The 26,359-nt window shown below is 60.2% G+C and carries 22 protein-coding genes; 12 read left to right on the top strand and 10 right to left on the bottom strand.

Features of this window, described 5'->3' with window-relative positions; genetic code table 11:
- Positions 1-7: 7 nt before the first annotated feature.
- The 12 genes from LLY24_RS16000 (at position 8) to LLY24_RS15945 (ending at position 17,255) form a co-directional block, all read left to right on the top strand.
- Positions 8-1,639: a sigma-54 interaction domain-containing protein gene (locus LLY24_RS16000; protein ID WP_259037309.1), complete on the top strand. Its 1,632-nt coding sequence runs from the start codon at positions 8-10 to the stop codon at positions 1,637-1,639.
- Positions 1,636-2,271, top strand: coding sequence for a type VI secretion system-associated protein VasI (gene vasI / locus LLY24_RS15995; protein WP_259037308.1), 636 nt, complete (start codon positions 1,636-1,638; stop codon positions 2,269-2,271). Before LLY24_RS16000 ends, vasI begins: the two co-directional genes overlap by 4 nt.
- A 12-nt stretch (positions 2,272-2,283) precedes the next feature.
- Positions 2,284-3,753, top strand: coding sequence for a type VI secretion system protein TssA (tssA, locus tag LLY24_RS15990; RefSeq protein WP_259037307.1), 1,470 nt, complete (start codon positions 2,284-2,286; stop codon positions 3,751-3,753).
- 77 nt (positions 3,754-3,830) lie between these two features.
- On the top strand, positions 3,831-7,481 hold the full coding sequence (tssM, locus tag LLY24_RS15985; protein WP_259037306.1) for a type VI secretion system membrane subunit TssM: 3,651 nt from the start codon (positions 3,831-3,833) through the stop codon (positions 7,479-7,481).
- Complete coding sequence (locus LLY24_RS15980; RefSeq protein WP_259037305.1) at positions 7,465-8,052, top strand: GNAT family N-acetyltransferase; 588 nt, start codon at positions 7,465-7,467, stop codon at positions 8,050-8,052. The genes tssM and LLY24_RS15980 overlap by 17 nt, the downstream gene beginning before the upstream one ends.
- 46 nt (positions 8,053-8,098) lie before the next feature.
- Positions 8,099-8,386 carry a type VI secretion system PAAR protein gene (locus LLY24_RS15975; protein ID WP_259037304.1) on the top strand — a complete coding sequence of 96 codons (288 nt, stop codon included), beginning with the start codon at positions 8,099-8,101 and terminating at the stop codon, positions 8,384-8,386.
- A 1-nt stretch (position 8,387) separates the two neighbouring features.
- Entirely contained in the window at positions 8,388-10,424 is a 2,037-nt protein-coding gene (locus tag LLY24_RS15970) for a type VI secretion system Vgr family protein (RefSeq protein ID WP_259037303.1), read from the top strand.
- Complete coding sequence (locus tag LLY24_RS15965) at positions 10,421-11,329, top strand: DUF4123 domain-containing protein (protein ID WP_259037302.1); 909 nt, start codon at positions 10,421-10,423, stop codon at positions 11,327-11,329. The genes LLY24_RS15970 and LLY24_RS15965 overlap by 4 nt, the downstream gene beginning before the upstream one ends.
- A 12-nt stretch (positions 11,330-11,341) precedes the next feature.
- Positions 11,342-14,788, top strand: a complete 3,447-nt coding sequence (locus tag LLY24_RS15960) for a toxin VasX (protein ID WP_259037301.1) — start codon at positions 11,342-11,344, stop codon at positions 14,786-14,788.
- A gap of 12 nt (positions 14,789-14,800) precedes the next feature.
- Positions 14,801-15,916 (top strand): hypothetical protein, encoded by a 1,116-nt coding sequence (locus LLY24_RS15955; RefSeq protein WP_259037300.1) that lies wholly within the window; start codon positions 14,801-14,803, stop codon positions 15,914-15,916.
- Positions 15,917-16,009: 93 nt separating this feature from the next.
- A complete protein-coding gene (locus LLY24_RS15950) occupies positions 16,010-16,468 on the top strand; it encodes a hypothetical protein (protein ID WP_259037299.1) in 459 nt (152 codons plus the stop codon).
- Positions 16,469-16,631: 163 nt separating this feature from the next.
- Positions 16,632-17,255, top strand: coding sequence for a hypothetical protein (locus LLY24_RS15945; RefSeq protein ID WP_259037298.1), 624 nt, complete (start codon positions 16,632-16,634; stop codon positions 17,253-17,255).
- 45 nt (positions 17,256-17,300) lie between these two features.
- On the opposite strand, the gene LLY24_RS15940 is transcribed toward LLY24_RS15945, so the two are convergent.
- The 10 genes from LLY24_RS15940 to LLY24_RS15895 form a co-directional block, all read right to left on the bottom strand.
- On the bottom strand, positions 17,301-17,690 hold the full coding sequence (locus tag LLY24_RS15940; protein WP_259037297.1) for a hypothetical protein: 390 nt from the start codon (positions 17,688-17,690) through the stop codon (positions 17,301-17,303).
- Positions 17,687-18,880 carry a succinyl-diaminopimelate desuccinylase gene (gene dapE, locus LLY24_RS15935; RefSeq protein ID WP_259037296.1) on the bottom strand — a complete coding sequence of 398 codons (1,194 nt, stop codon included), beginning with the start codon at positions 18,878-18,880 and terminating at the stop codon, positions 17,687-17,689. The genes LLY24_RS15940 and dapE overlap by 4 nt, the downstream gene beginning before the upstream one ends.
- A complete protein-coding gene (gene dapD / locus LLY24_RS15930; protein ID WP_259037295.1) occupies positions 18,867-19,892 on the bottom strand; it encodes a 2,3,4,5-tetrahydropyridine-2,6-dicarboxylate N-succinyltransferase in 1,026 nt (341 codons plus the stop codon). The genes dapE and dapD overlap by 14 nt, the downstream gene beginning before the upstream one ends.
- Positions 19,893-19,966: 74 nt before the next feature.
- Positions 19,967-20,311 carry a Spx/MgsR family RNA polymerase-binding regulatory protein gene (locus LLY24_RS15925; protein WP_259037294.1) on the bottom strand — a complete coding sequence of 115 codons (345 nt, stop codon included), beginning with the start codon at positions 20,309-20,311 and terminating at the stop codon, positions 19,967-19,969.
- Between the two features lie 78 nt (positions 20,312-20,389).
- Entirely contained in the window at positions 20,390-21,586 is a 1,197-nt protein-coding gene (gene dapC / locus LLY24_RS15920) for a succinyldiaminopimelate transaminase (RefSeq protein ID WP_259037293.1), read from the bottom strand.
- A gap of 121 nt (positions 21,587-21,707) precedes the next feature.
- Positions 21,708-22,715: a peptidoglycan-binding domain-containing protein gene (locus LLY24_RS15915; protein WP_259037292.1), complete on the bottom strand. Its 1,008-nt coding sequence runs from the start codon at positions 22,713-22,715 to the stop codon at positions 21,708-21,710.
- A 106-nt stretch (positions 22,716-22,821) separates the two neighbouring features.
- Entirely contained in the window at positions 22,822-23,337 is a 516-nt protein-coding gene (locus tag LLY24_RS15910; protein ID WP_259037291.1) for a TadE/TadG family type IV pilus assembly protein, read from the bottom strand.
- On the bottom strand, positions 23,330-25,576 hold the full coding sequence (locus tag LLY24_RS15905) for a pilus assembly protein TadG-related protein (RefSeq protein ID WP_259037290.1): 2,247 nt from the start codon (positions 25,574-25,576) through the stop codon (positions 23,330-23,332). The genes LLY24_RS15910 and LLY24_RS15905 overlap by 8 nt, the downstream gene beginning before the upstream one ends.
- A 41-nt stretch (positions 25,577-25,617) precedes the next feature.
- Positions 25,618-26,067 carry a TadE family protein gene (locus tag LLY24_RS15900; protein ID WP_259037289.1) on the bottom strand — a complete coding sequence of 150 codons (450 nt, stop codon included), beginning with the start codon at positions 26,065-26,067 and terminating at the stop codon, positions 25,618-25,620.
- 52 nt (positions 26,068-26,119) lie between these two features.
- On the bottom strand, positions 26,120-26,329 hold the full coding sequence (locus tag LLY24_RS15895) for a Flp family type IVb pilin (RefSeq protein WP_259037288.1): 210 nt from the start codon (positions 26,327-26,329) through the stop codon (positions 26,120-26,122).
- Positions 26,330-26,359 lie beyond the last annotated feature (30 nt).

Below are 26,359 nucleotides of genomic sequence, written 5' to 3'. Positions count from 1 at the left end.
ACGGTGCATGACGGCTCGCGCGTTCGCTTCTCCTGACAAGGGCTTGGAAAAAGCCTCGGTCGACCCGCAGGTGCTCGACTGGGCGCAGTGCCTGGCGGCCATGCCCGCTGCACGGCATCTGGTCGAAAGCACCACGCCCAAGGCGCTGCGCGAGCGGCTGATAGCGCTTTTGTGCCAGGGGCCGGGGCTCGTCTGGGCGAACTGCCTCTATCTTGACGGCAGTGGCCGCTGGCTAGGGCTCGATGGCAGCGACGCGCAGTTCGACTGCAGCGATTTCGGTCACCCTTACGCTCACGTGATTCGTAGCGGTAAGTCGCTATCGCTGAGCGTGCGCGATGCTAGGGCACGTTTGGACTGCCCGGCGTTTCAGGCGCAGGTCGCCGCGCTCGATGGCCAGCTTCGGCTGCAGGTGCGTCCATTGCGGGCCGCCAACGGCGCGCGCACCTGGTTAGGCGCTTTGGCCCTGGTCGGGGAGAGCGAAAGCGTGCGCGCGCTGGCCCACGACGAGGGCTTGGCGGCGCTCGAGGCGCTGACCTGCCAGCTTTGGCACCGCCTGACCCAGCAGCAGGGCGAGCGTCAGCGCTCCCAAGTGCTCAAGGATTCACTCGCCAAGCTCAACGAAGGCGCGCGTCGTCAGGCGCTCGCCGAGCGCTTGGCCGGTGACCTGCTAGGCGGATCAGCGGCCATGCAGCTTTTACGCAAGCAGATGGTACGCGCCGCCGAGACCAATCTCGCCGTGCTCGTCCAAGGTGAAACCGGCACGGGAAAAGATCGCGTGGCGCGGGCCATTCATGGCGCCTCGCAGCGTGCCCAAGGCCCGTTCATGGCGATCAACTGCGCCGCGATTCCCGAAACGCTGCTCGAATCGGAGCTGTTCGGCCATGAGAAAGGCGCGTTTTCCGGCGCCGATCAGGCGCGCGATGGGCTCATCAGCCAGGCCGATGGCGGCACCCTGTTTCTCGACGAGATCGGCGATATGCCCATGGCGCTGCAGGCCAAGCTGCTGCGCGTGCTGGAGAGTGGGCGCTACCGCCCGCTGGGGGCAAGCGAAGAGCGCCGTGCCGACCTGCGCCTTATCGCGGCCACGCACCAGCCGCTACGCGAGCGTATTCAGGAGAAGCGCTTTCGCGCCGACCTCTACTACCGGCTGGGGCAGTTTCCGCTGCAGGTACCGACACTTGCTGAGCGGCGTGACGACATCGCCTTGCTTACCGACGCCTTCATTGCCGATTTCTGTAGCCGCGAAGCGCGTCCGCCAATGGGCATCACTCCTGCAGCGCTGCGCCAACTCAAGGCGCGCCACTACCCTGGTAACGTCCGCGAACTCAAGAACCTGATCGACTACGCCTGCGCCATGACCCCAAGCGGCGGCGACATCGAAGCCTACGCTCTACCGGGCGAGCAAGCACCGCTTGGGGAAGCCCTGGCCGATGGAGCACCGGTTGTGGGAGAGGCCGCGCTGGCGCTGACGGACGACGTGATCGATCTGCGCCAAACGCTGCGCGAGGTCGAGGCCGCGATCATTCGCCAGCGCCTGCAGCGCTTCGACGGTAACCGCACCCAGGCCGCCGAAAGTTTGGGCTTACCCAAGCGCACCCTGGCGCATAAATGCCGATTGCTGGAGCTGGATAGCAAATGAAACGACTGTGGAAACGACTCCTCCTGCCCGTGGCGCTGCTGGCGGCCACGAGTGCCGCCGCCGACGACCAAGCGCTGGTCGAGGCCGCGCGCCAGTGCAGCGACGAGCCTTCGCGGCTCGACCGGCTGGGCTGCTACGACGCGCTGTTCGACACCCGTGCGGCTTTGGAGACCACTGACACCGAACTGCCCGCGCTGTGGCACGCCATCGCCCGGCAGGAGAGCGAACGCGGTGAAACCGAGGGCGGGCTTCTTGTCAGTACGCCCGGCGAAGACGTCCTGCTGAGTACGCCCGCCTTGGGCACTACGCCACCGCGCCCGGTGCTGGTCATGGCCTGCGAGAAGGTCATCACGCGTTTTCAGCTCCATATGCCCACGCCCATCGACGCCACACGGGTGCCGCTCGAACTCGTGGCCGATGGCCAAAGCGTGCCACTCGACTGGCGCGCCCGCGACGACGGCTACGTGATCAGCGGCGGGCGTGGCCTGCCCGCGATCGATACGCTGCGCCCGCTTTTGGGGGCCAGTGAATTTACCCTGCGCAGCGACCTGCCCGAGCTCGATGGCCTGCGCTTCGATGTCACCGACCTGCGCCAGCGTATCCAGCCGCTGCGCAGTGCCTGTCGCTGGTAACCAGGAGGCTCCATGCGTATCACCGCTGAAACGCAGCTGGCGCCTATTCTCGCGCCGCTTGAACCTAACGACGTGGGACAGCCGGTCGAGGAGAGCGCCGACTATCTAGCGCTCGACGAAGAGATGATGAAGGTCGGCTCGCTACAGCACGGCAGCGTCGACTGGGAACGCGCCGAAGGTCTCGCCGTGACCATGCTAAGCGAGCGCGGCAAGGATTTGCGCGTGCTGGCGCACCTGCTGCACTGCCTGCAACAGGAGAGCAACGGGGTGCGCTTTGCCCTCTCGCTGCACCTTTTAGCCCAGTGCCTTCAGGCGCCCTGGTGGGAGAGCGCTTACCCGTTCGCAGGCAAGCGCGGGGCCAAAATGCGCCCACGGCTTTTCCACCAACTCGTTCAGCGCGCGGTGAAGCTTGCCGCAGGGCTCGACTTCGACCACGCCGAGGAGGAGTTCGAGGCCTGCCAGGCGGCGCTGGACGCACTGCAAGCACAAACCGAACGCCAGCAGCTTCCGGGCGAAGCGCTGGGAGAATTGGCCAAACAGCTGATCGCCAAGCGCCCGGCAATGTCGGCACCGGGCACGCCAGCGACGAGCACGACTGCGACGAGCGCGCCTGCGCCTGGGGCCGTCGCACCCGCAAAAGAAGCGGCCTCGACCGCCGCGCCTGACAAGGCGGCGCTCAAGGCGCCGGAAGTGCGCCTGGAAGCGGGCAACGAGCGCGCCAACCGCCAAGTGCTGCTCACCATGGCCGATTTTCTCGCCGAACAGTCACCGGGCGAGCCGCTGGTCTATCGCCTGCGCCGCTACGCGATCTGGCAGGCCATTCAGGCACTACCGGCCGCACGCGATAGCGGCAAGACCGAGCTTGCGCCGGTCTCCGCCGACCGCGTGGCGGATTATCGCGAATCGCTGAGCAAGGGCGCCGACGACGCCCTATGGCAGCGTATCGAGCGTAGCCTGGCGTTGAGCCCCTACTGGCTCGAAGGCCATCGTTTGAGCGCCACCGCTGCGCGCCAGCTGGGCCATGGGCGCTGCGCCGAGGCGATCCGCGAGGAGGCGCTGCGCTTCGTCGAGCGGTTGGCCGGTATCGAGGCGCTGAGCTTCAACAACGGCACTGCCTTCGTCGATGAAGAGACCCAGCGCTGGCTGCACAGTAGCGATACCGCCTCGGGCGCGGCGAGCCCCAGCGGTAACGATGCCTGGCAGGCGGGGCTCGAGGAGGCGCGCGAGCACCTGGACAACGGCGACATGGCCAGCGCCCTCAGCGTGATGGATCAGGGCCTTGCCGCCGCGCGCTCCCCGCGTGAAAGCACCTACTGGCGCCTGGCTAGCGCCGATCTGCTCAACGAGGCAGGGCTTTCGAGCCTCGCCCAGCAGCACTACCGCACCTTACATGAAACGGTCACGGCGCTGGCGCTGGAGCACTGGGAACCCGCGCTCGCCTCCCGGCTGGGCGCGGCGCTAAAGGAGAGCGCCAGCGCATGAATACTGCCATGACCGAGACCGCCGCCAAGGCGGGTCATACCACGCCCATCACCATTACGAACGAGGAATAAAGGCTCATGTGGTCAACGTTGAAATCGAGGTTGAGCCGTTGGGTACCGGGGCTTTCACGTGCCCAGGCTCAGCATAATCGCGCCAAGGGGCAGGTCAATCGGGCCAAGGGGCTCTCGCGAGTTTCGCTGGTGTTATGGGGCGTGCTGGCGCTGCTGTTGCTAGCGGCCATCTGGTGGCTGGGGCCGGGCTGGGAAGTGCGCGGCTATCGGCCACTGGCGCCGCTGGTCAACCGCTGGCTGGCCACGCTTGCCGTGGTGGCGGTGGTAGCCATCGTCTGGGGGGTGCATTTGGCGCGTCGGTTGCGAGCGCTCAACGAGGAGCGTGCCCTTGAAGAGGCGCGCCACGTCGACCCGGCCCTGGCCCATGTCGAACAGCAAGAGCGCGCGCTCAACGGCGTTTTAGAAGAGCTCACCGTAAGCCTTGGCGCCGGGCACGATAGCCGCTACCGGCTGCCCTGGTACCTGGTGATGGGGATCGAAAACGCGGGCAAGACCAGCCTGGTCAACCGCTCGGGGCAAAACTTCGCGCTGACCCACGTCATGAAGGCCTCTGGCCAGAGCGCCAAGCAGGGTCAGCTAGGCTTTGACTGGTGGATCGGCGACAAGGCGGTGCTCATCGACCCCGATGGCGAGCTTTTGACCCAGGGCGCACTAGGCGGCGGCGAGCCCCAAGAGCTGCACCAACGGTTGTGGAATCACTTCGTCGACTGGCTCGAACGCAACCGTTCGCAGCGGCCGTTGGATGGCGTGGTGCTGGTACTCGATCTGGCCCGTTTGAGCCACGCCGAAGTGGCCGTGCGCAAGGCCTATGCGGCGCTGCTGCGCAGTCGTCTGCGCGAACTGATGGAGCAGCACGGTACGCGCCTGCCGGTCTACGTCACCTTTAGCAAGATGGATCTGCTCCACGGCTTCGACGACTTCTTCCGCCACTATTCGCGCTCGGCCCGCCGCGCGCCGCTGGGGTTCACCTTCACGCCTGCCTCGATGCACGCCGCTGGCCAGTGGGAGCGCGAGTTCATCGCCGAGTACGACGCCATGCTCGAGCGTCTCAACCGCCATCTGCCGGGCATGTTGGCGGAAAGCCGCGACCGCGAGGAGCGCGAATCGGTGTTTCGCTTCGTGCGTCAGCTCGCTGGCCTGCGCGACGTTCTGTTTGGCTTTTTGACCGAAGCGCTCTCTAGCGACCGCTTCTCGACCGCCGCCATGGTGCGGGGTACCTACTTCACCTCGGTCTATCAGCAGGGCGTGCCCGACGACCCCTTCGTCGACGCTGCCGCGCGCCGCTACGGCATGGAGGAGGGCGTGCAGTCTGCCCACCGCGCCACCCGCAGTGCGCTCTACTTCACCGAGGAGCTGTTCGATAAGGTCATCTATCCCGAAGCGGGCATCGCCGGAGACAACGCGCGCGTGGCCCAGCGCCACCGGCGCAATCGCCAGCTCACGTTGGCCGCCTGCGCCGTCATGGGGGTGGGGCTGCTCGGCGGCTGGGCGCACTTCTACCAGAAGAACAGCGTCTCGCTTGCTGCCGTCGAGTCGCGGGCCGAGACCTTCCTGGCCACCCAGCCCGAAGCGTTCAGAAGCGACGACCCCTCTGGGCAGGAGTTTCTCGATCCGCTGGATCGCCTGCGCGATGCCTGGCAAACCTTCGCCGAGTACCGCAGCCATACGCCCTATTTCGCCGACATGGGCCTCTATCAAGGGCACGTGATCGGTGAGCAGGTCGAGCGCGCCTATCTGGCCATGCTGGAACATCAGTTCTTGCCTGCGCTGATGATCGGCATCATGGACGACATGAACCGCGCCGAGCCCGGCAGCAACGCCAAGCTCGCCGAGCTGCGTATTCTGCGCATGATGTCGGATGCCAGTGGCCGCCAGCCCGAGCGCGTGCACCGCTACATGGCCGAGCGCTGGCAGGGGTATTTCCCTCAGCAGGGCGACGTGCAGCAGCGCCTGCTCGATCATCTCGATTACGCCATGGCGCATAGCGATCTCGCTGGCAAGGTGGCCGAGGGGCATCAGCGCGCGCAGCAGTCCATGGCGCCGCTCGAGGGCAGCATTGCAGCGGCCCAGGAAGAGCTTTCGCGTCAGCCCATCGACGAGCGCGTGTATGCCACGCTGCGCGAGGCCAGCCGCCGCCAGGGCCAAGACCTGGATCTGCGCCGTGGCGTCGGCACGCTCTTCGATACCGTCTTCATGGCGCGTAACGACGACCCCGAACGGGTACAGCTGCCTTACCTAGTGACCCGCGATGGCTTCGAGAACTACTTCCTGCCCGAACAGGAGCAGGCCGTGGAGCTCGCACTGATCGACATTTGGGTGCTCGGCCAGCGTGACGACATCGACTTCAGCGAGGCCGACAAGGCCCAGCTGCAGGCGGCCCTGCGCGAGCACTACGTGAGCGACTACCACGTCAGCTGGCGCGATGCCCTGCGCGACACCTTCCTGGTGCCGCTGCCGGACATCCATCAGGCCATCGTCGTTGCCGATGCGCTGGTCGGCGCTCAGCGCCCGCTCGAACGCCTGCTCGACGAGGTCGAACGCAACACCAGCCTCTATCCCGAGCTTCCCGCCGACGACGACCAAGCCCGTGAAGCGCTGCGTAGCTCTCCGCGCTACCAGTTGGCCTTTGATATCGAGCAGCCGTTTACGCCGATCAACCAGCTCCGTCAGGCGCAGAACGGCAACCCCTCGTCGCTGGACGAGATCAAGCGTGCGGTGACCGAGCTTCGCGACTACCTGCTCGAAATCGAAGAGTCGAGCAATGCCAGTCAAGCGGCTTTCGTCACCGTGCGTGATCGGCTCTCGCTGCGGGGCAACGATCCAATCGAGAACCTCAAGCGTATCGCCGATAACACCCCGCAGCCGGTTAGCCGCATGCTGCACAGCCTGGCCGACCAGAGCTGGGAGCTGATGGTCGCCAGCGCCACCCGACATTTGGAGTCGCTGTGGCTCGATGACGTTGTCGAGCCCTACCAGCAGAGCCTTGCCGGGCGCTATCCGCTAGTGCCTTCGGCCAGCCAAGAGGTGGCACTGAGCGACTTCGAGGCGTTCTTCGGCCCGGCAGGCATTCTGGACGCCTTCTATGCCGATAACCTCAAACCCTTCATCGAAGGCGCACCGGAGTACCTGGTCGATGCCGACGGCAACTCGCTGCTGCGCGAAAGCCTCTACACCGCCATGGATCAAGCCGAGCAGATTCGCGCGGCGTACTTCAGCCGTGACGGCGCCCTTGACGTCGAGTTCGCGCTGGAGCCGATCAGTCTCAGCGCCGATAAGCGGCGCAGCGTTATCAGCGTGGATGGGCAACTGATCGAGTATGCCCACAGCGCCAGCCAGCGGGTCTCGATGATTTGGCCCAACAGCCTGCGCGGCGGTACCGAAAGCCGCATGACCATGGTGCCGAGCGAGGTGAACCGCTCGCCGCGTAGCGTTTCACGTAACGGCGCCTGGGCCTGGTTTCGCCTGCTCGAAGATGCCGATGTCACCAGCGTTAGCGAACGCGAGCTAGAACTGCGCTTTGCGGTGGATGGCGGCTCCATGCGCTACCGTCTCTACGCCAATGGCGCCCCCAACCCGTTCACCCGGCCGCTGGTCGCCGGGTTCCAACTGCCCACGGCGCTGTACGCAGAGCGAGGTAGCCATGCTGACCCGTCTTAAGCGCCTGTTCACCCCGCAGACCGCAGCGCCCAGGGCGGGCACCCTGCGCCAGCCCGACCGCCGGGCACGGCCGCTGGAAGCCGCCCGCGAAGAGGATATCGACACTTTTATTCAGGCCGTCCGCCAGGCGGATGCCAAAGGGCATTCGCCCTGGGTGCTGCGCAACGCCCAAGCGCTGGAAACTCTGCGCCGCGCGCTGGAGTTCACCCAGCACCGTGGGCTATGGCTGCAGCGAGAGGCGGGTGCCATCGCCCACTGGCAGGGCCGCCTGCTGGCCCTGCGCCACGGCGAAGGGCCGCCGCTGGGCATGGTGCTGGCATGCCGCCCCGACGACGAAGCCGCCTGGCAGCTGCGATTTTTCTATATCAGCCAGGAGTGGAAGGGCAGCGGGCACGGCACGCGGCTGCTGCGCGCGGTACGCCGTAGCCTGAGCGGCGTACCCATCGAGGTGCGCCTACCGCTGGTGTGCACCTCCGCCATCGACAGCCTGGTGGCCGCTGGCTTCACCCGCCAGCACGTGGACGCCTTCGAGGTAGCTAGCTACGCCGCCCCCGCCAAATGGGATGAATAGGCACAAAAGGCAGCAAAGGTAGAAAGACGCGATCAAGGAGCACGACATGGGACAAACATTCGTACTGGTAGGTGATATCGGCACCGATCACGACGGTTTTCCGCCCACCCCGGTCATCGCGGGCAGCCCCAGCGTCATCATGGACGGCAAGCCCATGGCACGCCTCGGCGACCCCCTGGAGCCCCACGACAAACCCAACCACCCGCCACACCCACGCGCCATCGCTGAAGGGTCCGGCACCATCCTGATCGACGGCAAACCCGCCGCGCTCACCGGCCACGCAGTCGACTGCGGCGGCGTGGTCATTGGCTCGGCGAGTGGGGAGGGAAGCTGACATGGCGGCAACCGGCCTACAGTTCACCTTGATCTTACCCGGCGTCGAGGACGCGGCGGTGATCGATTTCACTCACACCGAGGCACTCTCCACGCCCTTCGAGACCCGCATCGCCTTCGCCAGCCGCGAGGGCGGCCTCGATGCCGCGCGTTTGCTCGAACGCGATGCTACTCTCACCATCTGGCAGGCGGGCGAGGCCCTGCGCGCCATCCACGGCGTGGTCAGCGAGTTCGCCCAGGGCGATCGCGGTCACCGGCGCACCTTTTATTCGCTGACCCTACGCCCCGCCCTCTGGCGGCTCTCGCTGCGCCAGAACGCGCGCATCTTCCAGCAGGTCTCGCCGCTCACCATCCTCAACACCCTCTGCCAAGAGCGCGGTATCGAGGACGTTACCTTCGCCGTTACGCGCGAACCCGAGACCCGCGAGTACTGCGTTCAATACCGTGAGAGCGACCTCGCTTTCTTCGAGCGCCTGGCCGCCGAAGAGGGGCTTTTTTACTACCACACCTTCAGTGATGAGGCTCACCGCCTGGTCGTCACCGACGACCCCCGCGCCCAAGGCCACCTGGGCGCGCGCCCCTACCACAGCCGCGCGGGCGGCACGGCCCCCGAGCGTCACGTCCGCGCACTGCGCCAGGTCGCCCGCGTTGCCACCGCCTCGACCACGCTCAAGGACTACAGCTTTAAAAACCCCGCCTATGCGCAGTTGCACGCCCACGAAGGCCCCGACGTCGAAGCCCACGGCCAGCGCAGCGACTACGAACACTTCGACTACCCCGGACGCTACAAACGCGACGCCTCCGGCCAACCGTTCACCCGCGTGCGCCTAGAGCACCTGCGCCGCGAGGCCCTGACCGCCGAGGCCCACACCGATCTCCCCGAACTCGCCCCCGGCGTGCGCTTTCAGCTCACCGATCACGACAACGCCGCGCTCAACCGCGACTGGCAGCCTATCCGCATCACCCACCACGGCGAACAGCCCCAAGCCCTGGAAGAGGACGGCATTCTCCAAACGGACGGCGACAGCACCACGGGCGGCATGACCCGCTACCACAACCAAGTTACCCTCATCCCCGGCGATACCCCCTGGCGCGCCACCCCGACCCCCAAGCCCCGCGTCGACGGCCCGCAAATCGCCTTCGTGGTCGGCCCCGAGGGCGAAGAGATCCACTGTGACGAGCACGGCCGGGTCAAGGTCCAGTTCCCCTGGGACCGCTACGCCGAACCGGATGACACCGCCAGCTGCTGGATCCGCGTCTCCCAAGGCTGGGCCGGGGGCGGCTACGGCAGCGTAGCGCTTCCCCGCATCGGCCACGAAGTCGTCGTCTCCTTTCTCGAAGGTGACCCGGACCAGCCGCTGATCACCGGGCGGACCTACCACGCCGTCAACACGCCCCCATACCCGCTGCCCGAGCACAAGACCCGCACCACCATCCGCACCCAAAGCCACAAGGCCGAGGGCTTCAACGAACTGCGCTTCGAAGACGAAGCCGGGGAAGAGCAGATTTGGCTGCACGCCCAAAAAGACCTGGAGCTACTGACCCTCAACGACCGCACCGAAGAAATCCAAAACGACAGTCATCTCAAAGTGCACAACGACCGCATCAGCGAGATCGACAGCGACGATCATCTGACGGTGCAGGGCCAGCGCTTCACCCAGATCAAAGGCAACGACCACTGCCTCGTCGATGGCACCCACCACGAAAAATTCGGTCAGGCGCAGCTCATCGAAGCAGGGCAAGAGATTCACCACAAAGCGGGGATGAAGATCGTTATCGAGGCCGGTGCCGAAATCACCCTAAAAGCCGGCGGCAGCTTTCTGAAAATCGACCCCAGCGGCGTCACCATCGTTGGCCCACAGGTACGCATCAACTCCGGCGGCAGCCCAGGGAATGGCACGGGGCAGGCAGCGCAGCCTCCTCGGCTGCCGGGAGAGGCCGAAGCTGCGCCCGTATTTAGCCCTATTCCAGCAACGCAGCATGCAGCGCTCTTGAAGGAATCTGCTTTGTGTCCGATTTGTGAGGCGAGTGCTGAATGAGCCGATGGACCTTGAAGACATTGCCCGAAGGTGAGGAAACCCGCTGGCCGACAGAGGCACAGCGGTTTTTGATCTTGGACGGTGTGCGCGTCGAGAAATTAGCCAAGCACTTGTACGCCTGGGCGGGTGATAACGCCTGGGAAGGCGATCTTCTCTATGCGGGCACTCCATGGGCTGCCATGAGTGATATATCCCCTTGGCTCATTGCGCTTTCCGGCCCTCAAGATCCCATTTTAACGCGCTACTTGGATGAAGGTTTGGAAGCCGAATGGGGATATCTGATCGATAGTTCGGCCAGTTTAATGACGTTAAGTCATCATTTACGTCGTCTCCTTCAGGTAAGAAGTGCAGCGGGTACGCCCGTACTCCTACGCTTGGCTGACCCCGCCGTTATGGCGAGCCTTCTCGCTGACGGGAGTGATCCGACTGTCACACCATGGGGTCCTATCGAGCAATTACTTCTACCTGACGACGTGCAAGAGTGCTGGTTGCGCTCTTCCCCGCGAGAGGACACACGCCCCTGCGATAACATCCCGCCAACGGGGTATAGGCTCAATGATACTCAGGAGCAGCAGCTCAAAGCCTGTGATCAACGGCGAGATTTGCGTGCCCTATACCGCTTTACTGATCGTTACTGCCCAGATTGGCTCCCTTCGAATCGATTGGCACGCTATGAGGTACTAAGCGCCATCCTTGGAGAGGCACGCCAGTACGGCTACCTAACCCCTCGAGAATGGGGCGTACTCTGCACGCTCTTTGCGCAGCGACAGTGTCTTTCCTGGGAGGCCCTGAAAACTCAGTGGCCTGCCGTGTATCGTCAATTGACAGCCAATCTTGAAGGTGGCGCCATGGCGCGGCTTGAGCAAGCGCGCTTACTTTCTCACTCTTTTACCAAGACGACATAGGGAGCTCGTCACATGTCCGTATTCGAACGACCCGCCGATGATCGTGAAGATGGTGCGCTTGCTGCCTATGAGCTCTCTTGTCGCGATAGCGAAGAAGGAGCCACGTGTCCCTTGCTTCAAGGGCGGGTGCAATTGTTACCACTTCGCTATGGGCTGGTCGAAGCACTCCAGCCCGGCATATCCACACCGTATGAACTAAGCGCCCGCCCACTTGGCATCCGGATGATACGTAACGGGTATCTCTACGTGCTAGATGGGGAGACGAACGAGCTTGCAGAGTATCGGTTCAGCGATGAGGGGAGTAGCGTTAGTGGGGGCAAGCTTGAGTATGAGACGGATCGTACGCTTTATATCTGCTTTTCCGAGGTCGAGTGGACCGAAGCCAAGCGCTCTCAAGTCATCGATAGCGAAGAAGACCGCAATGCCTTCATGCAGGCTGTCGATTTGGCCGGTGCCAACCCGCTAACCGGCGGTGGCGAGCATCTTATAACGACGGCCCAAGCCGAAGAATGGGTAGCCGAGTTTGCTGAAGACATACAGCTGGAAGTCCCCGAAGGCGGGAACGAGCAGGAAGGTGAAGCCTATCACTGGGAAAACGATCACTATTACCATAAAACGCGTTTAGGCAAGTTGCTCGCGCAGCATGAAGTCGAGGATCGTGACGAATGCCTGTGCTTGATTGTGCGCGATGATATTGGCGTTATGCGTGATCTGGCGCAGTTTCAAGACAATGTCGTGGGTTGGCATGAAGCTTGGGAAACGGAAAACGAGGGAAAAACAAAGCGAGATTATGTACTAGGAAGCTACATAGATTCATTTATCTCCACTAATGAAGATCAGTTATTAACGCGAGCTCAAGCCGGGGATGAAAAGGCCACTGCTCTGTTTGAAGACACGAGTGAGACTCAACGCCAAGCGATTTATGACCACCTAGCTGTCAAACGAGACCATCGTGGAGCGATACCTACGGGCACGGAAGAGCATTGGCGGGAAAGTCGTTATGCAGATAATGAATATGTGCAAACCTATCTGGCAATGAGAGATACCTTGGGCGATGAGCTTTATACAAAACATCGTGAGTTCATCACTCAGTTGAACCTTGAAACGTTCCATACATTGAATGGGCGCAGTCTTGGTCAGCGGGGTATCGATCAACTAATTGATCGAAGCGATATGGAACAAACGCTAGTGGCAGAAGGTACGAAACTGGCAAGATGGAGCAGCCTCCTAGACCAGATTAGTGATGACCGTGCCGATATGCTGTGCCAAAGTCGTTTTCATAAAGCTGCTTGGTATTTCGATGCACAGGAAGAAGAGCAGCAGATTCTTGCTTTTGAAGCCGAGTACGCCTGCACGCGTGATATTTGCCGTAATGACGCAACGATCGATGCTATTAGCAGCTGGTTGGAACAGTATCCTGAGTTTGATCGCCCACTTTTCCATACGCTGACTCTACAAGAACAGGTAGAAATGGCTAATGAGTTGGCTAGTTTGGTGTCTGCCAGCTACGGAATGGGAACCCAGACTGTTCAGCTGCTGGAGGGTTTAAGTGAATGGGCGGATAAGTTATACACATTGGAGCAGGGCAAGCTGCCTGATATTCGCGATTTGCCTGATGAGGCAAACTCGGCGGCGATATTGGCCCGTGAAAACCTGACGCCTGCCGTGGGCCGTGGAATAGCTGTTGCGATGGAAACGATAGCAACGGCAATGGAAGGAAGTGGCTCTCTGCCAACTCTTGACGAACTTTTCCGAGACTTACCTAAGTCACTAGGACCCCGCTTGATGAGTGCCGCTCGGGAGGGCGGGCTTAGTTTTAAAGTCGCGGATGAGTCTGAATTAGCTAATTTTCGTCGCCTCATACAACAGGTCTTGTCAGAAAGGGTTCAGTTGAGTCGATTAAATAGCCAGACCTCACAACTTCGTGATCGCAGGCAGCATGGCACGGATAACTACCGACAACTAGAGCAGGAAAAAAAGCAGGTACAGCAGCGCCTTGAACCTTTGGAGGAAAAGCTTGCTCAGGCGATCAGCCCGGTGGAAGATTTGTCCGACAACGCTGAACAAATAATTGCTCATCGTGGAGCTTCAAGTATTGGAAAGGCTCAAGTCGGCTTATCTATCATGGCCACTGGAACTGGTGTTACCACCAACGCTCACCTACAACAGACAGGGGGCATGATTCGCAGTATGCTCCAAGGATATCGATCAGCTCCCTTAACTGTGAAAGGTGGAGATGCCATTTCTCTACTGGTTTTTATGGCTCAAGCAGTTAATTTATGGGCAACGATACACGAGTCAAACAATTACAATGCAACTAATTCCTTAGTTGAGGATGAGGCATCTAAATATAGGCAGGCCCTGACGGGAACTGCAGCAGCAGGTTTATTAGCAGCCCAATCCATAGGGGATAATGCATTATCAAACTATGCGCGCACGCTAAACAGGGCCAGCGGGGGGAGCTCACAAACTATAAAAACTGCTTATTTTCAGTTGGGGCGTCTGCATGTTATTATTGGAGGCCTTGGTTATTTAGCTAGTTTTGGTGCAGCGCTTTATACCTTAGTGAATGACTTTGATAATTGGCAATCTGCTCTTCGAAATGGTAACCGCGCTGCTCAATATAGTGCGCTTACCGCTGCAAGCGGAAGTGCTGGTTTAGCAAGTAACTTCGGTTATGGTCTTTACAGAACAGCTGATACTGGCATTGCTGTATTACGCCAGCGTGTTACTCTTGAGATAGCAGGTAGGTATTTAGGTCAAGTACTCGGTAGGATAAATATATTGGGCTTAGTCTTCTCTCTTCTTCAACTGGGTGGTACTTGGGTTTATAATCGATATAACCTTGATAGACATGATCAGTGGCTAGAAACGTCTCCTTGGGGAGGCTCAAACCGAGATTTCTCTCTAGAAACTTATGCCGATGAACTAATTTCTATTAATCAAGCGGTACACATCACACTCGCCCAACGTGGCGATCAGTATATCGTCGGTATGATATTGCCAAGCTTAGCGAAAGAGGCATTTCAAATACCCTTAGGTGGTCGGCCTTTAGTGAGAATTTCATTTCAAGCTTGGCAAATACGTCCAGAACCAAGGCATCGTCGCGTTGGCCCTGGCCCAGAGCATCCGGGCGAGCTATGGGTACCCCTTGGCGATGATTTTGGAGCCTCTCTGCGCCTGTTAACCTCCCCAAGTGCAACGGGGGTAGCGATTCGTGGGTTGTTGCCTCCAAGGCATTTTACTCCGGAGCACTATGCCGTTGCCGTTCTTTTTGAACGCTTAAATGATGCCGGGGAATATCAATCTAATGCCCATGATATCCAGGTGATCTATCTCAATCCTTCCTTTGGTACTGGGCCTGAAGCGCAGTATCAGCCAACCGATAGTGTCAACGCGCCGATTGAATCAAACAATTGGTGCGCCATAGACCCACGTACTATGGTAATGAATCCGTAAACAGGAGCTTACATGGCCAAAAAGCATAAGGGTCTTATGGGGCCGGACCCAACTAAACCACAGCGAGCGGGTAACGTAGAGCGCTTACCGTCCGGAAAGATTATCTTTCTAGCTCCTGTCCCTCTTCCAACCGGTGAGCCAGCACTAAATGAAGGTTCAGTAAGTGATCTTAATGATACTTGGCTGGATTATGGTGCCGGATGGTTTGGAGTGTTTGGAAATCAGCTAATCATTGCCTTGTCATTTTGGTCGTTTCTTATTGTTACTTTTTTTTTCCCAATGGTCGTATATCCATTTGTGTCAGAGAGAGTGTTTAATGCTTTTATTGGAGTCTCTATTAGAGACGGTTTTATCGCGATGTTTATAGGGCTTTTATTAGGTCTTTTTATAAATTTAAAGCACCTTTGTGCCCGAAAAAAATATCTTCCAACACGCTTCCATCGCCAGCGCCGAGAAGTATGCTTTGTGCCGGAAAAGAAGGGGGGCGATGGTCATGAGAAACCTGTCTTTGTACCCTGGGAATCACTTCGTGTTTGGGTTTTCGAGACCCGTGGTGTTACCCAGTACGGTGTGCAACAGCAGTATGGCATGGGGATGGGCTATGTGCTGCCAAGCACTGATCAATGGGTAAAAACTGAGTTTATGACGCCCGCACTGCCGTTAGCCTTGGCTGAGTGGGAAGCATTGCGGGGCTATATGGAGTACGAGGTCAACTCTTTGGATGAGATTCAGAGCCCTCTTGCGATTCGAGAAGAAGGCGATCCACCGTGGGAAGGAGCACATACCATCCGTAATGCCCATCGTCGCCTTCATCGCCGTCGTCGTAATGGGGAGGTAGGCTGGCTCTACACGCTGGGTTGGTATCTTTATCATGTGCTTACTTTCTGGACACTTCCAGGCTATTTAGCTGAATGGACGACGCGGTTTGTTCGCCGTTCTGGAGAAAAGGCGTTACCTAAAGAGATGGTAGAGTGGTCAAAACCCTTACCCAAAGAGCAGTGGGCCAAGCCCAGCAAGGCGCTTATAGTAATCTCCGAGGAGGTCCGGCGTATTCGCCAGCAAGCGCCCGATTGGCCTATTGAGAAAGTGTTCGCCGAGGCCTATCGACGGCAGTCGCCAAAAAGTTAACGATGAGCCATGTTTAAAACGACGCCCAGTAAAGCGCTCCCCCCCATGCGCGCAGGTGAACGAGAAAGCCGCGCCGGAGGAGAGCAGTACTGCTTGAGCCCCTTGCCATTACCGGTAAATAGTGAATACGCCATGGATGTGGCCCATATTGATGTGCGTCACGATGATGCCACTATGGATATTCGTCAGGGAGCAAGACCAGATACCATGACGACGGCTGGTCATATGTTGAGTGTGGGTGTTTCAGCTATGATGGCTTTCTTCCTCGTTATATGGGTAGGACTCGGGGGATTTCCACCTGACCCTCAGCTCTCAGCTGCCTGGGCGGGAGGTCTCTATTTCGTTATTCTTTTTACGTTTGTAGCCAGTATCGTTGCGGTTAACTCAATGTTAAAGCGCATGCCGCCTATTCGACTGAACCGACAGCGTCGTGAAGCGGCTTTTGTGATCGGATCCCCCAGGGCGGTTCTGGCTGCCAGCACCTCACAATCTTTGGTTGATTTCAGCTGTTGGGCTTACTGTATGTGCCTCTGGCTTTATGGGCATTATTGAAATAGGCGAGTGGTTGCGCGGTGCCCGTGAGAGTTTCCCTTTCGGTTTTATGTTGTTACATGCTGGCGGTTTTGCCTTTTTTCTCATTTATCCTTCGCTGTATGGCGCTATCTGTCGCCTCTTGAAGCGCGAACGCCGAACCGTTTTAGTACCTTGGGAGGACGTGATCGCGGTGTGCGGCTTCAACCCTAGCTTGGGGCCGGGGGCCATTACTGGTTTTGGCTGGAACTTTGCGTTGTTGCCGCCCGACCCTGAGCGTCCTGGCTATACGCTGCCTGGGGCGGGGATCATCGTGAGCGTAGGGGGGCTTCCGGGGGCGTTGGCGCAGTGGGAGTACATTCGTCGCTTTATGGAAGGCGATGACGCTATTCAGCCTGCGGCTAAAGAGTGGGGCGTTGCGTGGTACGACGCCTACGTGGCTCGTGAAAAAGCCGAGTGTGAGCGCACCAACGACATGGCCCGCTGGCGGCGCTTTCGGCGCAAACGGCTATGGGAGCACGCTCGCTTTGCCCACTGGTACACCGAGTACCGCATGAAGCATGTGCTACCCAAAGCCGTTCCCAAGGACTGGCTGGCCGAGTGGTCGAAGCCCTTGCCGCGTGAGCAATGGGCCACGCCTTCGCGCGCGCTCACCGAGCTGAGTGAGCACTTACGCGCGGCATATCAGCGCGGTGAAACGTTCGTGGAGATGGGCGATATCGAGAAGCGCTTTAATGTGGCGCTCGATGCACATGAGCGCGTCGTTTCGCCCTATCCGTCCATGCCGTTTCGGGCAGGTGCCAACTAACGTTAGCGTTGCGGTTATCGACTCCAACTGGGTTTAGGGCAGCTCTCACTGCCCCGAGTCGGGCCATTCGATGGCGCCTTCTTGGCCGCAGGGGAGCACTTGCCAGAAGCGGTCGGGGTCGTCGCCGGGGTGCCAGCCGCCAAGCGAGCAGCGGATTTCCGTTTGTAGGGCTTCGGCGGCTTGGTGGGCGCAGTCTTGGTCGGTTATCCAAGGCGTGTGGGCGCTATCGAACCATAGGCTGGCGAAGGTATCGGCGGCTTTCTCTACCAGCAGCACGGGCACCGGGTGGCCCTCGTGCTGGCCGGTGGTTTTCCACTTGCCCTTGCCTGCGGGTTTTAGCGGCGGCGCTTGCAGCGTGCGCTCAAGCCAAGCGTTCAGCGCCTCTTGCGACACCCTGGCGAGGTAGATTTCGATATCCGGGTAGCGCTCCATCATGCCGATACCTCAGCCGTGGGGGATGTCTCGCTGACGAACAGCGCCTCAATGGTGGCCTCATACACTTCGCTCAAGGCGTCGAGATCGGCAGCGCGCACGCGCTCGTCTACCTTGTGGATGGTGTCGTTGAGCGGGCCAAGCTCGACCACCTGCGTGCCAAGCGTGGCGATAAAGCGCCCATCGGAGGTACCGCCCGAAGTCGAAAGCGCTGGCCGCTTGCCGGTGATGCGCTCCACGCCTGCCAGCGTGGCATCCACCAGCGCCCCTTCGGCGGTCAGAAAAGGCTCGCCGTTGAGCGTCCACGCCAGGGTGTAGTCCAGCCCATGGGCGCTTAGGATCGCTTCGGTGCGCGCCTTGAGCTCATCGGCGGTCACCTCGGTCGAGAAGCGGAAGTTGAACACCACCTCCACCTCGCCCGGAATCACGTTAGTGGCGCCGGTGCCCGCGTTGACGTTGGAGATTTGAAAGCTGGTGGCCGGAAAGAAGTCGTTGCCGCTGTCCCAGTGCTCGCTCGCTAAGGCGTCGAGGGCGGGCAGGGCTTGGTGGATGGGGTTGCGCGCCAGATGCGGATAAGCCACGTGCCCCTGAATGCCGTGTACGCGCAGCACGCCACCTAGCGAGCCACGGCGGCCATTCTTGATGGTGTCGCCAAGATAAGCGGTGGAGGAGGGCTCACCGACGATGCAGTAATCCACTTGCTCGCCGCGCGCGCGCAGGTGCTCTACCACGGCGCGGGTGCCGTCTACGGCCGGGCCTTCCTCGTCGGAGGTGATCAAAAACGCCAGGCGGCCGGGATGATCGGGATGGGCCGCAACGAAGCGCTCGACCGCCGTCAGCATGGCCGCAAGGCTGCCTTTCATGTCGGCGGCGCCGCGTCCGCGCAGCATGCCGTCGGCGTCGATCATCGGCTCGAAGGGCGGCGACTGCCAGCGTTCGGCAGGGCCGCTGGGCACCACGTCGGTATGCCCAGCAAAGGCGAGCATCGGCCCGCGTTCGCCGCGCACCGCCCAGAAGTTTTTTACCTCACCGAAGGGTAAACGCTCGATTTCAAAGCCCAGCGCTGCCAGGCGCTCGATCATGAGCTCCTGGCAGCCTTCGTCATCCGGCGTCACCGACGGCCGACGCAGCAGTTCGAACGCCAGCGCCAGCGTGGGTGAGTGTTCACCCACCGTGGACTCAGTTGTGGGCATGCAGCGCCTCGTTCAGCGCGATGGCGCTCTTATTGGTGAGGCACTCGACGCGGCCGGTTTGCGAGTTACGCCGCAGCAGCAAATCGCTCTGTCCGGCAAGCTCGCGGCCAGATACGGTTTGAACCTCCTGGCCTTGGTCGTCGAGCAGCGTCACCTTGGTGCCTGCGGTCACGTAAAGCCCCGCCTCGACGGTGCAGCGGTCGCCCAGCGGAATGCCGATGCCCGCGTTGGCGCCGATCAAGCAGCCTTCACCCACCTTGATGACGATGTTACCGCCGCCCGAGAGCGTGCCCATGGTGGAGCAACCGCCGCCCAGGTCCGACCCTTTGCCCACCATGACGCCTGCCGAGATGCGGCCTTCGATCATGCCTGGGCCTTCGGTACCGGCGTTGAAGTTGACGAAGCCTTCGTGCATCACCGTGGTGCCTTCGCCCAAGTGCGCGCCCAGGCGCACGCGTGAAGTGTCGCCAATGCGCACGCCACCGGGCACCACGTAGTCGGTCATCTTGGGGAACTTATCGACGCAGTCCACCGAGAGCGTACGCCCAGCCAGGCGCGCTTTCAGGCGGCGTGCGGGCAGCTCTTCGATATCGATGGCGCCTTCGTTGGTCCAGGCGATGTTACGCAGCAGGCCGAACATGCCGGTCAAATCGAGCCCGTGGGGCTTGACCAAACGGTGCGACAGCAGATGCAGCTTGAGGTACACCTCCGGCGCGCCCTGGGGCGGCAAGTCGCTTTCGATGAAGGTGGCCACCAGCGGGCGCTGGCTGGCGGAAAGCGCCTCGGCAAGCTCCGCCTGTGCGCTGTGACCAGCGGCTTCCAGCGCCTTGGCCAGGTGAACGCAGTCTTCCGGCAGGAAGCTCACGGCGGCATTGCCTGCGGGCACGTCGAGCACCTTCTTAGCCGCTTCGATCAGCGTCGCGTCCGGGTTCAGCAGCGGGGCCGGGTAGTAGATTTCCAGCCAGTCGCCCTGGGTGTTCTGAGTGCCGATTCCAAGCGCAAAGCTCAGCATAGTGGGTCTCCCTGTGAGTGGTGGGTGAATATAGTGAGGCGTGAATCGTGAATCGTGAATCGTGAATCGGGGCCTTACCCGGCGACGTTGTCGTAGTCGCCTTCGCGGTAGCCGACCACCAGCGCGGCGCCGGTATCCAGCAGCGGGCGCTTGAGCAGTGTGGGGTGTTCGAGCAGCAGCGCGCGGGTGGAGTTGGCGTCAAGATCTTCTTTCTGCTCAGCAGGCAGGTCGCGCCAGGTCTTGCTGCGCTTGTTGATCGCCTCTTTTAGCGGCATGCGCTCCAAAAAGCTTTCGAGCAGCCCCGCCGAGAGCCCATCCTTACGCAGATCGTGAACGCGGAAGGGCACGCCGCGCTCTTCCAGCGCCTTGCGCGCCTTACGGCAGGTATCGCAGGTGTTGATGATGTAGAGCGTATGCATAAAACCTCCTGACGAACGTAAGGTGGGGCCGCGAGCGTTGACGATCTTTTAGGCCACCAGGTGTTTAAGCGTTGCGCGTCAGCCGCGCTCGATGAGTCGACGAATGCGTTCGGCGGCCTCGCGCGTGGGGGCGAGCTCCGCCACCAGCGCCAAGCGTAGCCGCCCGCTGCCGGGGTTGAAGCCGTCAGCGTTCTCGCGCCCCATCAGGCTGCCCGGCAAGACGCTAACGTGCACCTCTTCGAACAGGCGCCGAGTGAAGGCGATATCGTCACCGCCCGGCACGGCGGGCCAGAGGTAGAAGCTCGCCTCGGGCCTGGGGAAATCGAGCACCGGGGCGAGAATCTCGGTCACCGCCGCGAACTTCTCGCGGTAGGCGTCGCGGTTGGCGCGCACGTGGGTCTCGTCCTGCCAGGCGGCGATGGAAGCCTCTTGAACCGGCAGCGACATGGCGCAACCGTGGTAGGTGCGGTAGCGCTTGAACGGCTGGATGAGGTCGGCATCACCGGCGACGAAGCCTGAACGCAGCCCCGGCAGGTTGGAGCGCTTGGAGAGCGAATGAAACACGATGCAGCGGCGGTAGTCGTCGCGGCCAAGCTCGGCGCAGGCCTGCAATAGCCCCGGCGGCGGCGCGTTTTCGTCCAGGTACAGCTCGGAGTAGCACTCATCGGAGGCGATGATGAAATCGAACTCATCGGCCAGGGCAATTAGCTGTTTGAACTCATCGAGCGGCGTGACCGCCCCGGTCGGGTTGCCCGGCGAGCAGAGAAAGACGATCTGCGTCTCGCGCCAGGTGTCGGCGCTAATGGCGCTGAAATCCGGGCGGAAGTGCGTCTCGGCGGTGCAATCCAAATAGAGCGGCTCGCCCCCGGCCAGCAGCGTCGCGCCTTCGTAAATCTGGTAGAAAGGGTTGGGCACTGCCACCTTGGCCGGGCGAGTGCGGTCGAGCGCGGCCTGCACGAAGGCGAAAATAGCCTCCCGTGTGCCGTTCACCGGCAGTATCTGGCGCTCGGCATCGAGCCCTGCCAGGCCAAAACGCGCCGTGGCCCAGGCCGCCATGGTCTCGCGCAGCGCCGCAATTCCCGCAGTGGCGGGGTACTTCGCCATATCCAGCTGGTGGCGTACCAGCGCTTCCAGCGCCTTGGCGTAGGGCGCGTGCTGGGGCTCGCCAATGGTCAGCGGAATGTGCGCAAGGCCTGCAGGCGCGGTCAACGACGCCTTGAGCTTGGCCAGCTTTTCGAAGGGGTACGGATGTAGGGCGTCGAGATCGGGATTCATGGGGTCAGGGCGCCAAGCAGGTAAGGGGCGAAAAGTGAGGGTGTAAGAGGGTCGATTATACGCAAAGCCCCGCGATGGGCTCAAATCGCGGGGCTTTGCGGTGTAGACGAGGCGTTGGCGCTTAAGGCACGGCGATGGAGAGACTCTCCAGGCTCTCGAAGGTCAGCCCTGCCTGCACCAGGCCGCGCTGGCCCTGGAATTCGCGCAGCGCGCCCAGGGTTTGCGGGCCAAGGCGGCCGTCGATGGGGCCCGTCAGCAGGCCGTATTGGCGCAGTGCCGTTTGGATGTCTTCGACCAGCATCGGGGTGATGTCGCCATCGCACACCGCTTGACGCATCTGTAGCTCTGGCGTGCCTTGGTAATCCACGCGCTCCAGCCTGCGCACCTCGCGCGGCAAGAACGACTGCGAGGTGCGCGCGGGGGCAACGATGTCTTCTGCTGCTACCAGCTCCTCTTCGGGCTCGTTCCAAATCTCGATGACGCGGGCGGGCTGGTCGATCACTTGGCGCGTCACGGTAGTGTACTCGGCGGGCTCGACCACCACGCGGGTGGTTTCCGGTGACACCATGACCTGCACCGGCACGCGCTCTTCACGCGCAGGGTGCTCCTGTACGCAGAAGCTCATGTTGTTGGAGTAGCCGCCCGCCTGGCACGACTCCAGCGAACGCCGCTCGCCTTCGACCACCACGGTGCGAATCTGCTCTTCGAACACGGCGGGCACTACCTCGAAGCGCTCGACCGGCGGGCGCGTCATCACTTGCTCTTCCACGGTGCGGTAGGTGGGCGGCTCGATACGGTAGGTGAGGGTGCCTTCGCGGGTTTCGACGCGCTTGTAGCCCTGCTCGATCTCGGCCGGGGTCACCTCGATGGTGGCCTGTTGGTCCTTGATCTGAATCTCGACGGTTTCGCGCATCGGCCGTGGGTTCACCGCCCCCACCGCCCAGCACTGCCCGGGCTGAATTTGCGCCAGCGTTTCATCCAGCGACTGCGCCACGGCAGGCAAACTCAAAAGCCCCGCCGCGACCGCCCAAGGCAGCGGCGCACGCAAAACACGCCGCGCTCCCCGGCAGGCAAGGCGCGAAAGAGGAAAGTAGCGAGGCTCAGGCAAGGCGGCAGGCGTTACAGTCATAGCGGTCGTTACCCGTTTATTTCAATAGGTTGCCCGTAGGTGCGCAAAATAGTTGCCACCATATCATGTTCTGGAGGAAAACGGAGATGAAAAACGGCGCTTTTCCTTACAAGGTAGTGATGGTGTAGCCGCGGACCCAAGGGTTACCGTTCGCATCGAGTTGAGGAGGAAAGACGAGTTCACTAGAAAGCCTTAAAGGAGGCACGATAGGCGTGTCCGCTTGAATGCAGATATAAAACTGATAGCGCGCAATACGATTCAGCGGCGTGTTGGGCTCAAGGCGCCAGTAACCATAATCGGTATTGGGAAGAAGTGACCACTCACTACTATCATTGGGAAGTGCGCATTGGTTGCGCCATTGGGGGGGAACCCAGCCTGCATTGATAGTACGCTCTATCTCATGGCCTACGCGTTCGAGCACAGAGCTTTGATCACCGTAATGCGGGTCTACTTTCATCGCGGCCCGACCAGCCTCGACGGCATAGTGCTGAAGCCCCATACGCGTAACGGCAGGAAAGCCAAAGGCTATGGTGGCGTACACCAAAGAGAAAAACAGCAGGAAGATGGCCGCAAACTCGATTGCCACTACCCCCTGTTGCTTTTCTGTACGGGTGCTATTCACTGGCATTTCCCACTAAGGTGGGCACGCCGCAGCTAACGGCATCCACATAGACTTCGCTTCTGCCCGCTTGTGCGCCTAGCGTATCCGCGAGCAAAGTCGTCAGTACACCTCCTACGCCGTTTAGTGCGGGTTTGAGTAAGTTGAGTACAGGGCGAAGAATACTGCAGAGCCCTCCCGAGCAGGCCACCGTATTGGTGTTGGGGTTGGTTATAAGCTGTCCAACCGACTGGAAAGCCGTTGAATTTTCGATATCGGGACTGCTTTTTAGTAGTTTCGTAAGGTTGTGTTTTACGCAGCCGTTCCAGTTCAGGAGCGAACTCAATAACCCTGCACATGATTGATAGCCATTGTCGAACGTGGGTATTCCTACTGCATCGAGTATGCTGTAGGGAGTAGATGTATAAGCACGAAATGCATCTAAAAAACTTCCCCTCGTCCAGTTTGCGGAAGGCCTTACGTAGAGGCCTAGCAAACCGGTAGTAGGAATGGCCCTATCAAAAGTCCAGTTACGGGTAAGGGGCGATAGTTCTCCATTGCCATTGAGTATCAGCGTAGCCACAGCATTAACATCATAGCGCCCATTACTGCTCTTCGTTTGTTCGAGATAGTATTCGGCAAGATACTCGATCTGCCTGTCTCGATTGATATTCGATTCTAGGCCTCCGCCATGATCACGTACCGTAGGACGAAAGAGACCGGCAAGAAGGTCGAGTAGGCCCGCTGTGATATTATCGACGGTATTGCCAAGGGCAAGTTGATTTGGCTGGGTGAAGCGGGTTTCGCCTACCTGCATACCATTGAGTCTCTCTGTGCTTTCCAGTGCGGGAATGACCGATTTGCCAGAAAGAATAGACTCGCCAAATAGGCTGATGAGCTCTGTATTGCGCACGTAAGCCGAGCAACTTTCGGTACCCGACCAGAGATCGCCTTCATCGATCTCGCCTATGCACACGTTGAGTACCGATGAGGTAACCTCGATATCAGCCGTCGATTGGCTGCTACTGCACTGTGTAGCCATGAGCTCGCCTCGCGCCGAGGCAAGGTCCACGGTAATAGGAAGGTGAATTCGTAGCCCTAGTAATAAGCGTAGGACTGGGCCAATCAGAGGAATGTCGTTGGTATCGATATCGATATGAGCGCGTACCTGCCCGCTATAGGCCGTGGTACCCACGGGCCCGGTGGCCCAAGCGGGCGGCTCGGTAACGCTGGCCTCTACATCAATGCCCAGAAGGCTCAAACTATCGACGGCTACGGCATGGCCCCGCGTACCCGCAAGAATGGCGCCCGATAAAAGATTGCCCAAACTCAGCTCGCTTTCGAGTGCGGGGCGCACGGTGCCGTCATTCCCTGCGCCTACACTCAGTAAACCACCTTCTCCCAGTAAGTTGATATTTGCATTGCGAATATCACTAGAGAGAATTTCTGCGCGTACCACTCCTATCTCGGCGGCAACCGCGCTATCGCTTATCAGTTCTAGGCTGGCTGTGATCAATCTATCGAAGCCTATGGCCCCAATGTCTGTTTCGATGCGCTCCAACAGTCCTTGAGGGGTGAGGAGCGCTAACTCATTGACTGATATTTCAACTCCCAATGCTTGTAGCAAACCAGCTGGGGTGACTTTGGCATTGAGCAGGCCGTCCGAGTCCAGCACGGTTAGACGCGAAGGGTTGATTCCAACGCCTTCGAGTAGCTTACCTACCAGGGCGTTTTCACTGAGATTGAGAAGCTGGCTTCCCACCGAAAAGGTGGTTACCGACTCGCTATTGCGCTGCGCTGACGCTGTGGCTTGCAAGTTGACGTTGCCCTCGAAGCCATCACTAAAAAGGGCACCACCACGCAGTACGATGCTGGCTGGATGAGACTCGCTGACCGTCACGCTTACCGCCGTGCCGCTGGGGGTTTCGGTCACGGTGCGCAAGCCCTCTTCATTGGTGGCTACCGTTGCACAGCGGGTAATCACATCGGCGTTGAATCCATGTAGCCTGGCGGATTCGGTGGCGAAGGCTGCGGCCATGGAGGGGTTATCGCCACAGTTTCCACGTGGCAAGCGGGCGCTGGCATCGAGCGCGGCCATATCGGCGATTTTTTGTAGGTTACGTTGCTCGAGATAGAGTCGTCCCGTGTCGACGACCAATGCGAGCAGGGCCAGCATCATGACGAGTAGAAAGGCGGTAAGAATGCTGACCACGCCCCGTTGCCGAGCTGAGCCGCTAAAAGAGGTGAAAGAGGCTGTGGCCATGGTAAGCGTCCTAAAACGGGCAGCGGCGTCAATCGATGCGGCTAGGGTATAACAGCCACCTCACGGGTATGCATCATGGCCATTCCCGCGATCTGTTCGGGTAAAACGGGAAACTGCAGATCCATCAATCTGATGGGGGGGAGAATGGTGTCAGGCGAGGAGTGGCGTAAGCACACTTCCCAGCTACCGGTCGTTGGATTGATCGTCAAAAATCGGCTTCTTTCCTCACAGTGTTCTGCCCACCCGTGAGGGATCCAAGAGTCAGCAATAAGCGCATCGATATAGTTATGAAGGTCTGCCTCGGAGGCATTGCGATGGCGTTGCCAACTAAGCCCTTCACGCAATGCATCCGACGCCACCTGCTGATAGCTCGAGCCCAACAAAACCGGCATCGCGTAGCCCGCGATGCCGTAGAAGAGCGCCAGTAAAATCACGAAGCTAAATGCAAACTCTATAGTGGCGATACCTTTCTGTTTAATTGCATGAGGCATAATGAAATGCTCCACTGCATAGGGCTATTCACCAGTTCTAGAATTTTAATTACTAGCCTTCGCCACCTTCGCCACCACCGAATCCAAGGTTGCCCACAATTTCAGTGAAAAACTCTTGGAGACCCTCACCTAGCGTTGCCAAGACGAGGATTAAGCCTGCAGCAATCAAGCCAGCAACAATTGCATACTCGATGGCAGAAGCACCTGTGGTATCGCGATGAAGGGTAGCAAGGTAGCTTTGTACGAAAGTGATCAGGTTCATGATGCGTTCCTCCGGAGGAGAAAGTTGTGT

The sequence above is a fragment of the Halomonas dongshanensis genome (assembly GCF_024790395.1).
GTDB classification, from domain to species: domain Bacteria; phylum Pseudomonadota; class Gammaproteobacteria; order Pseudomonadales; family Halomonadaceae; genus Vreelandella; species Vreelandella dongshanensis.
This window is presented reverse-complemented; position numbering and strand designations above follow the sequence as displayed.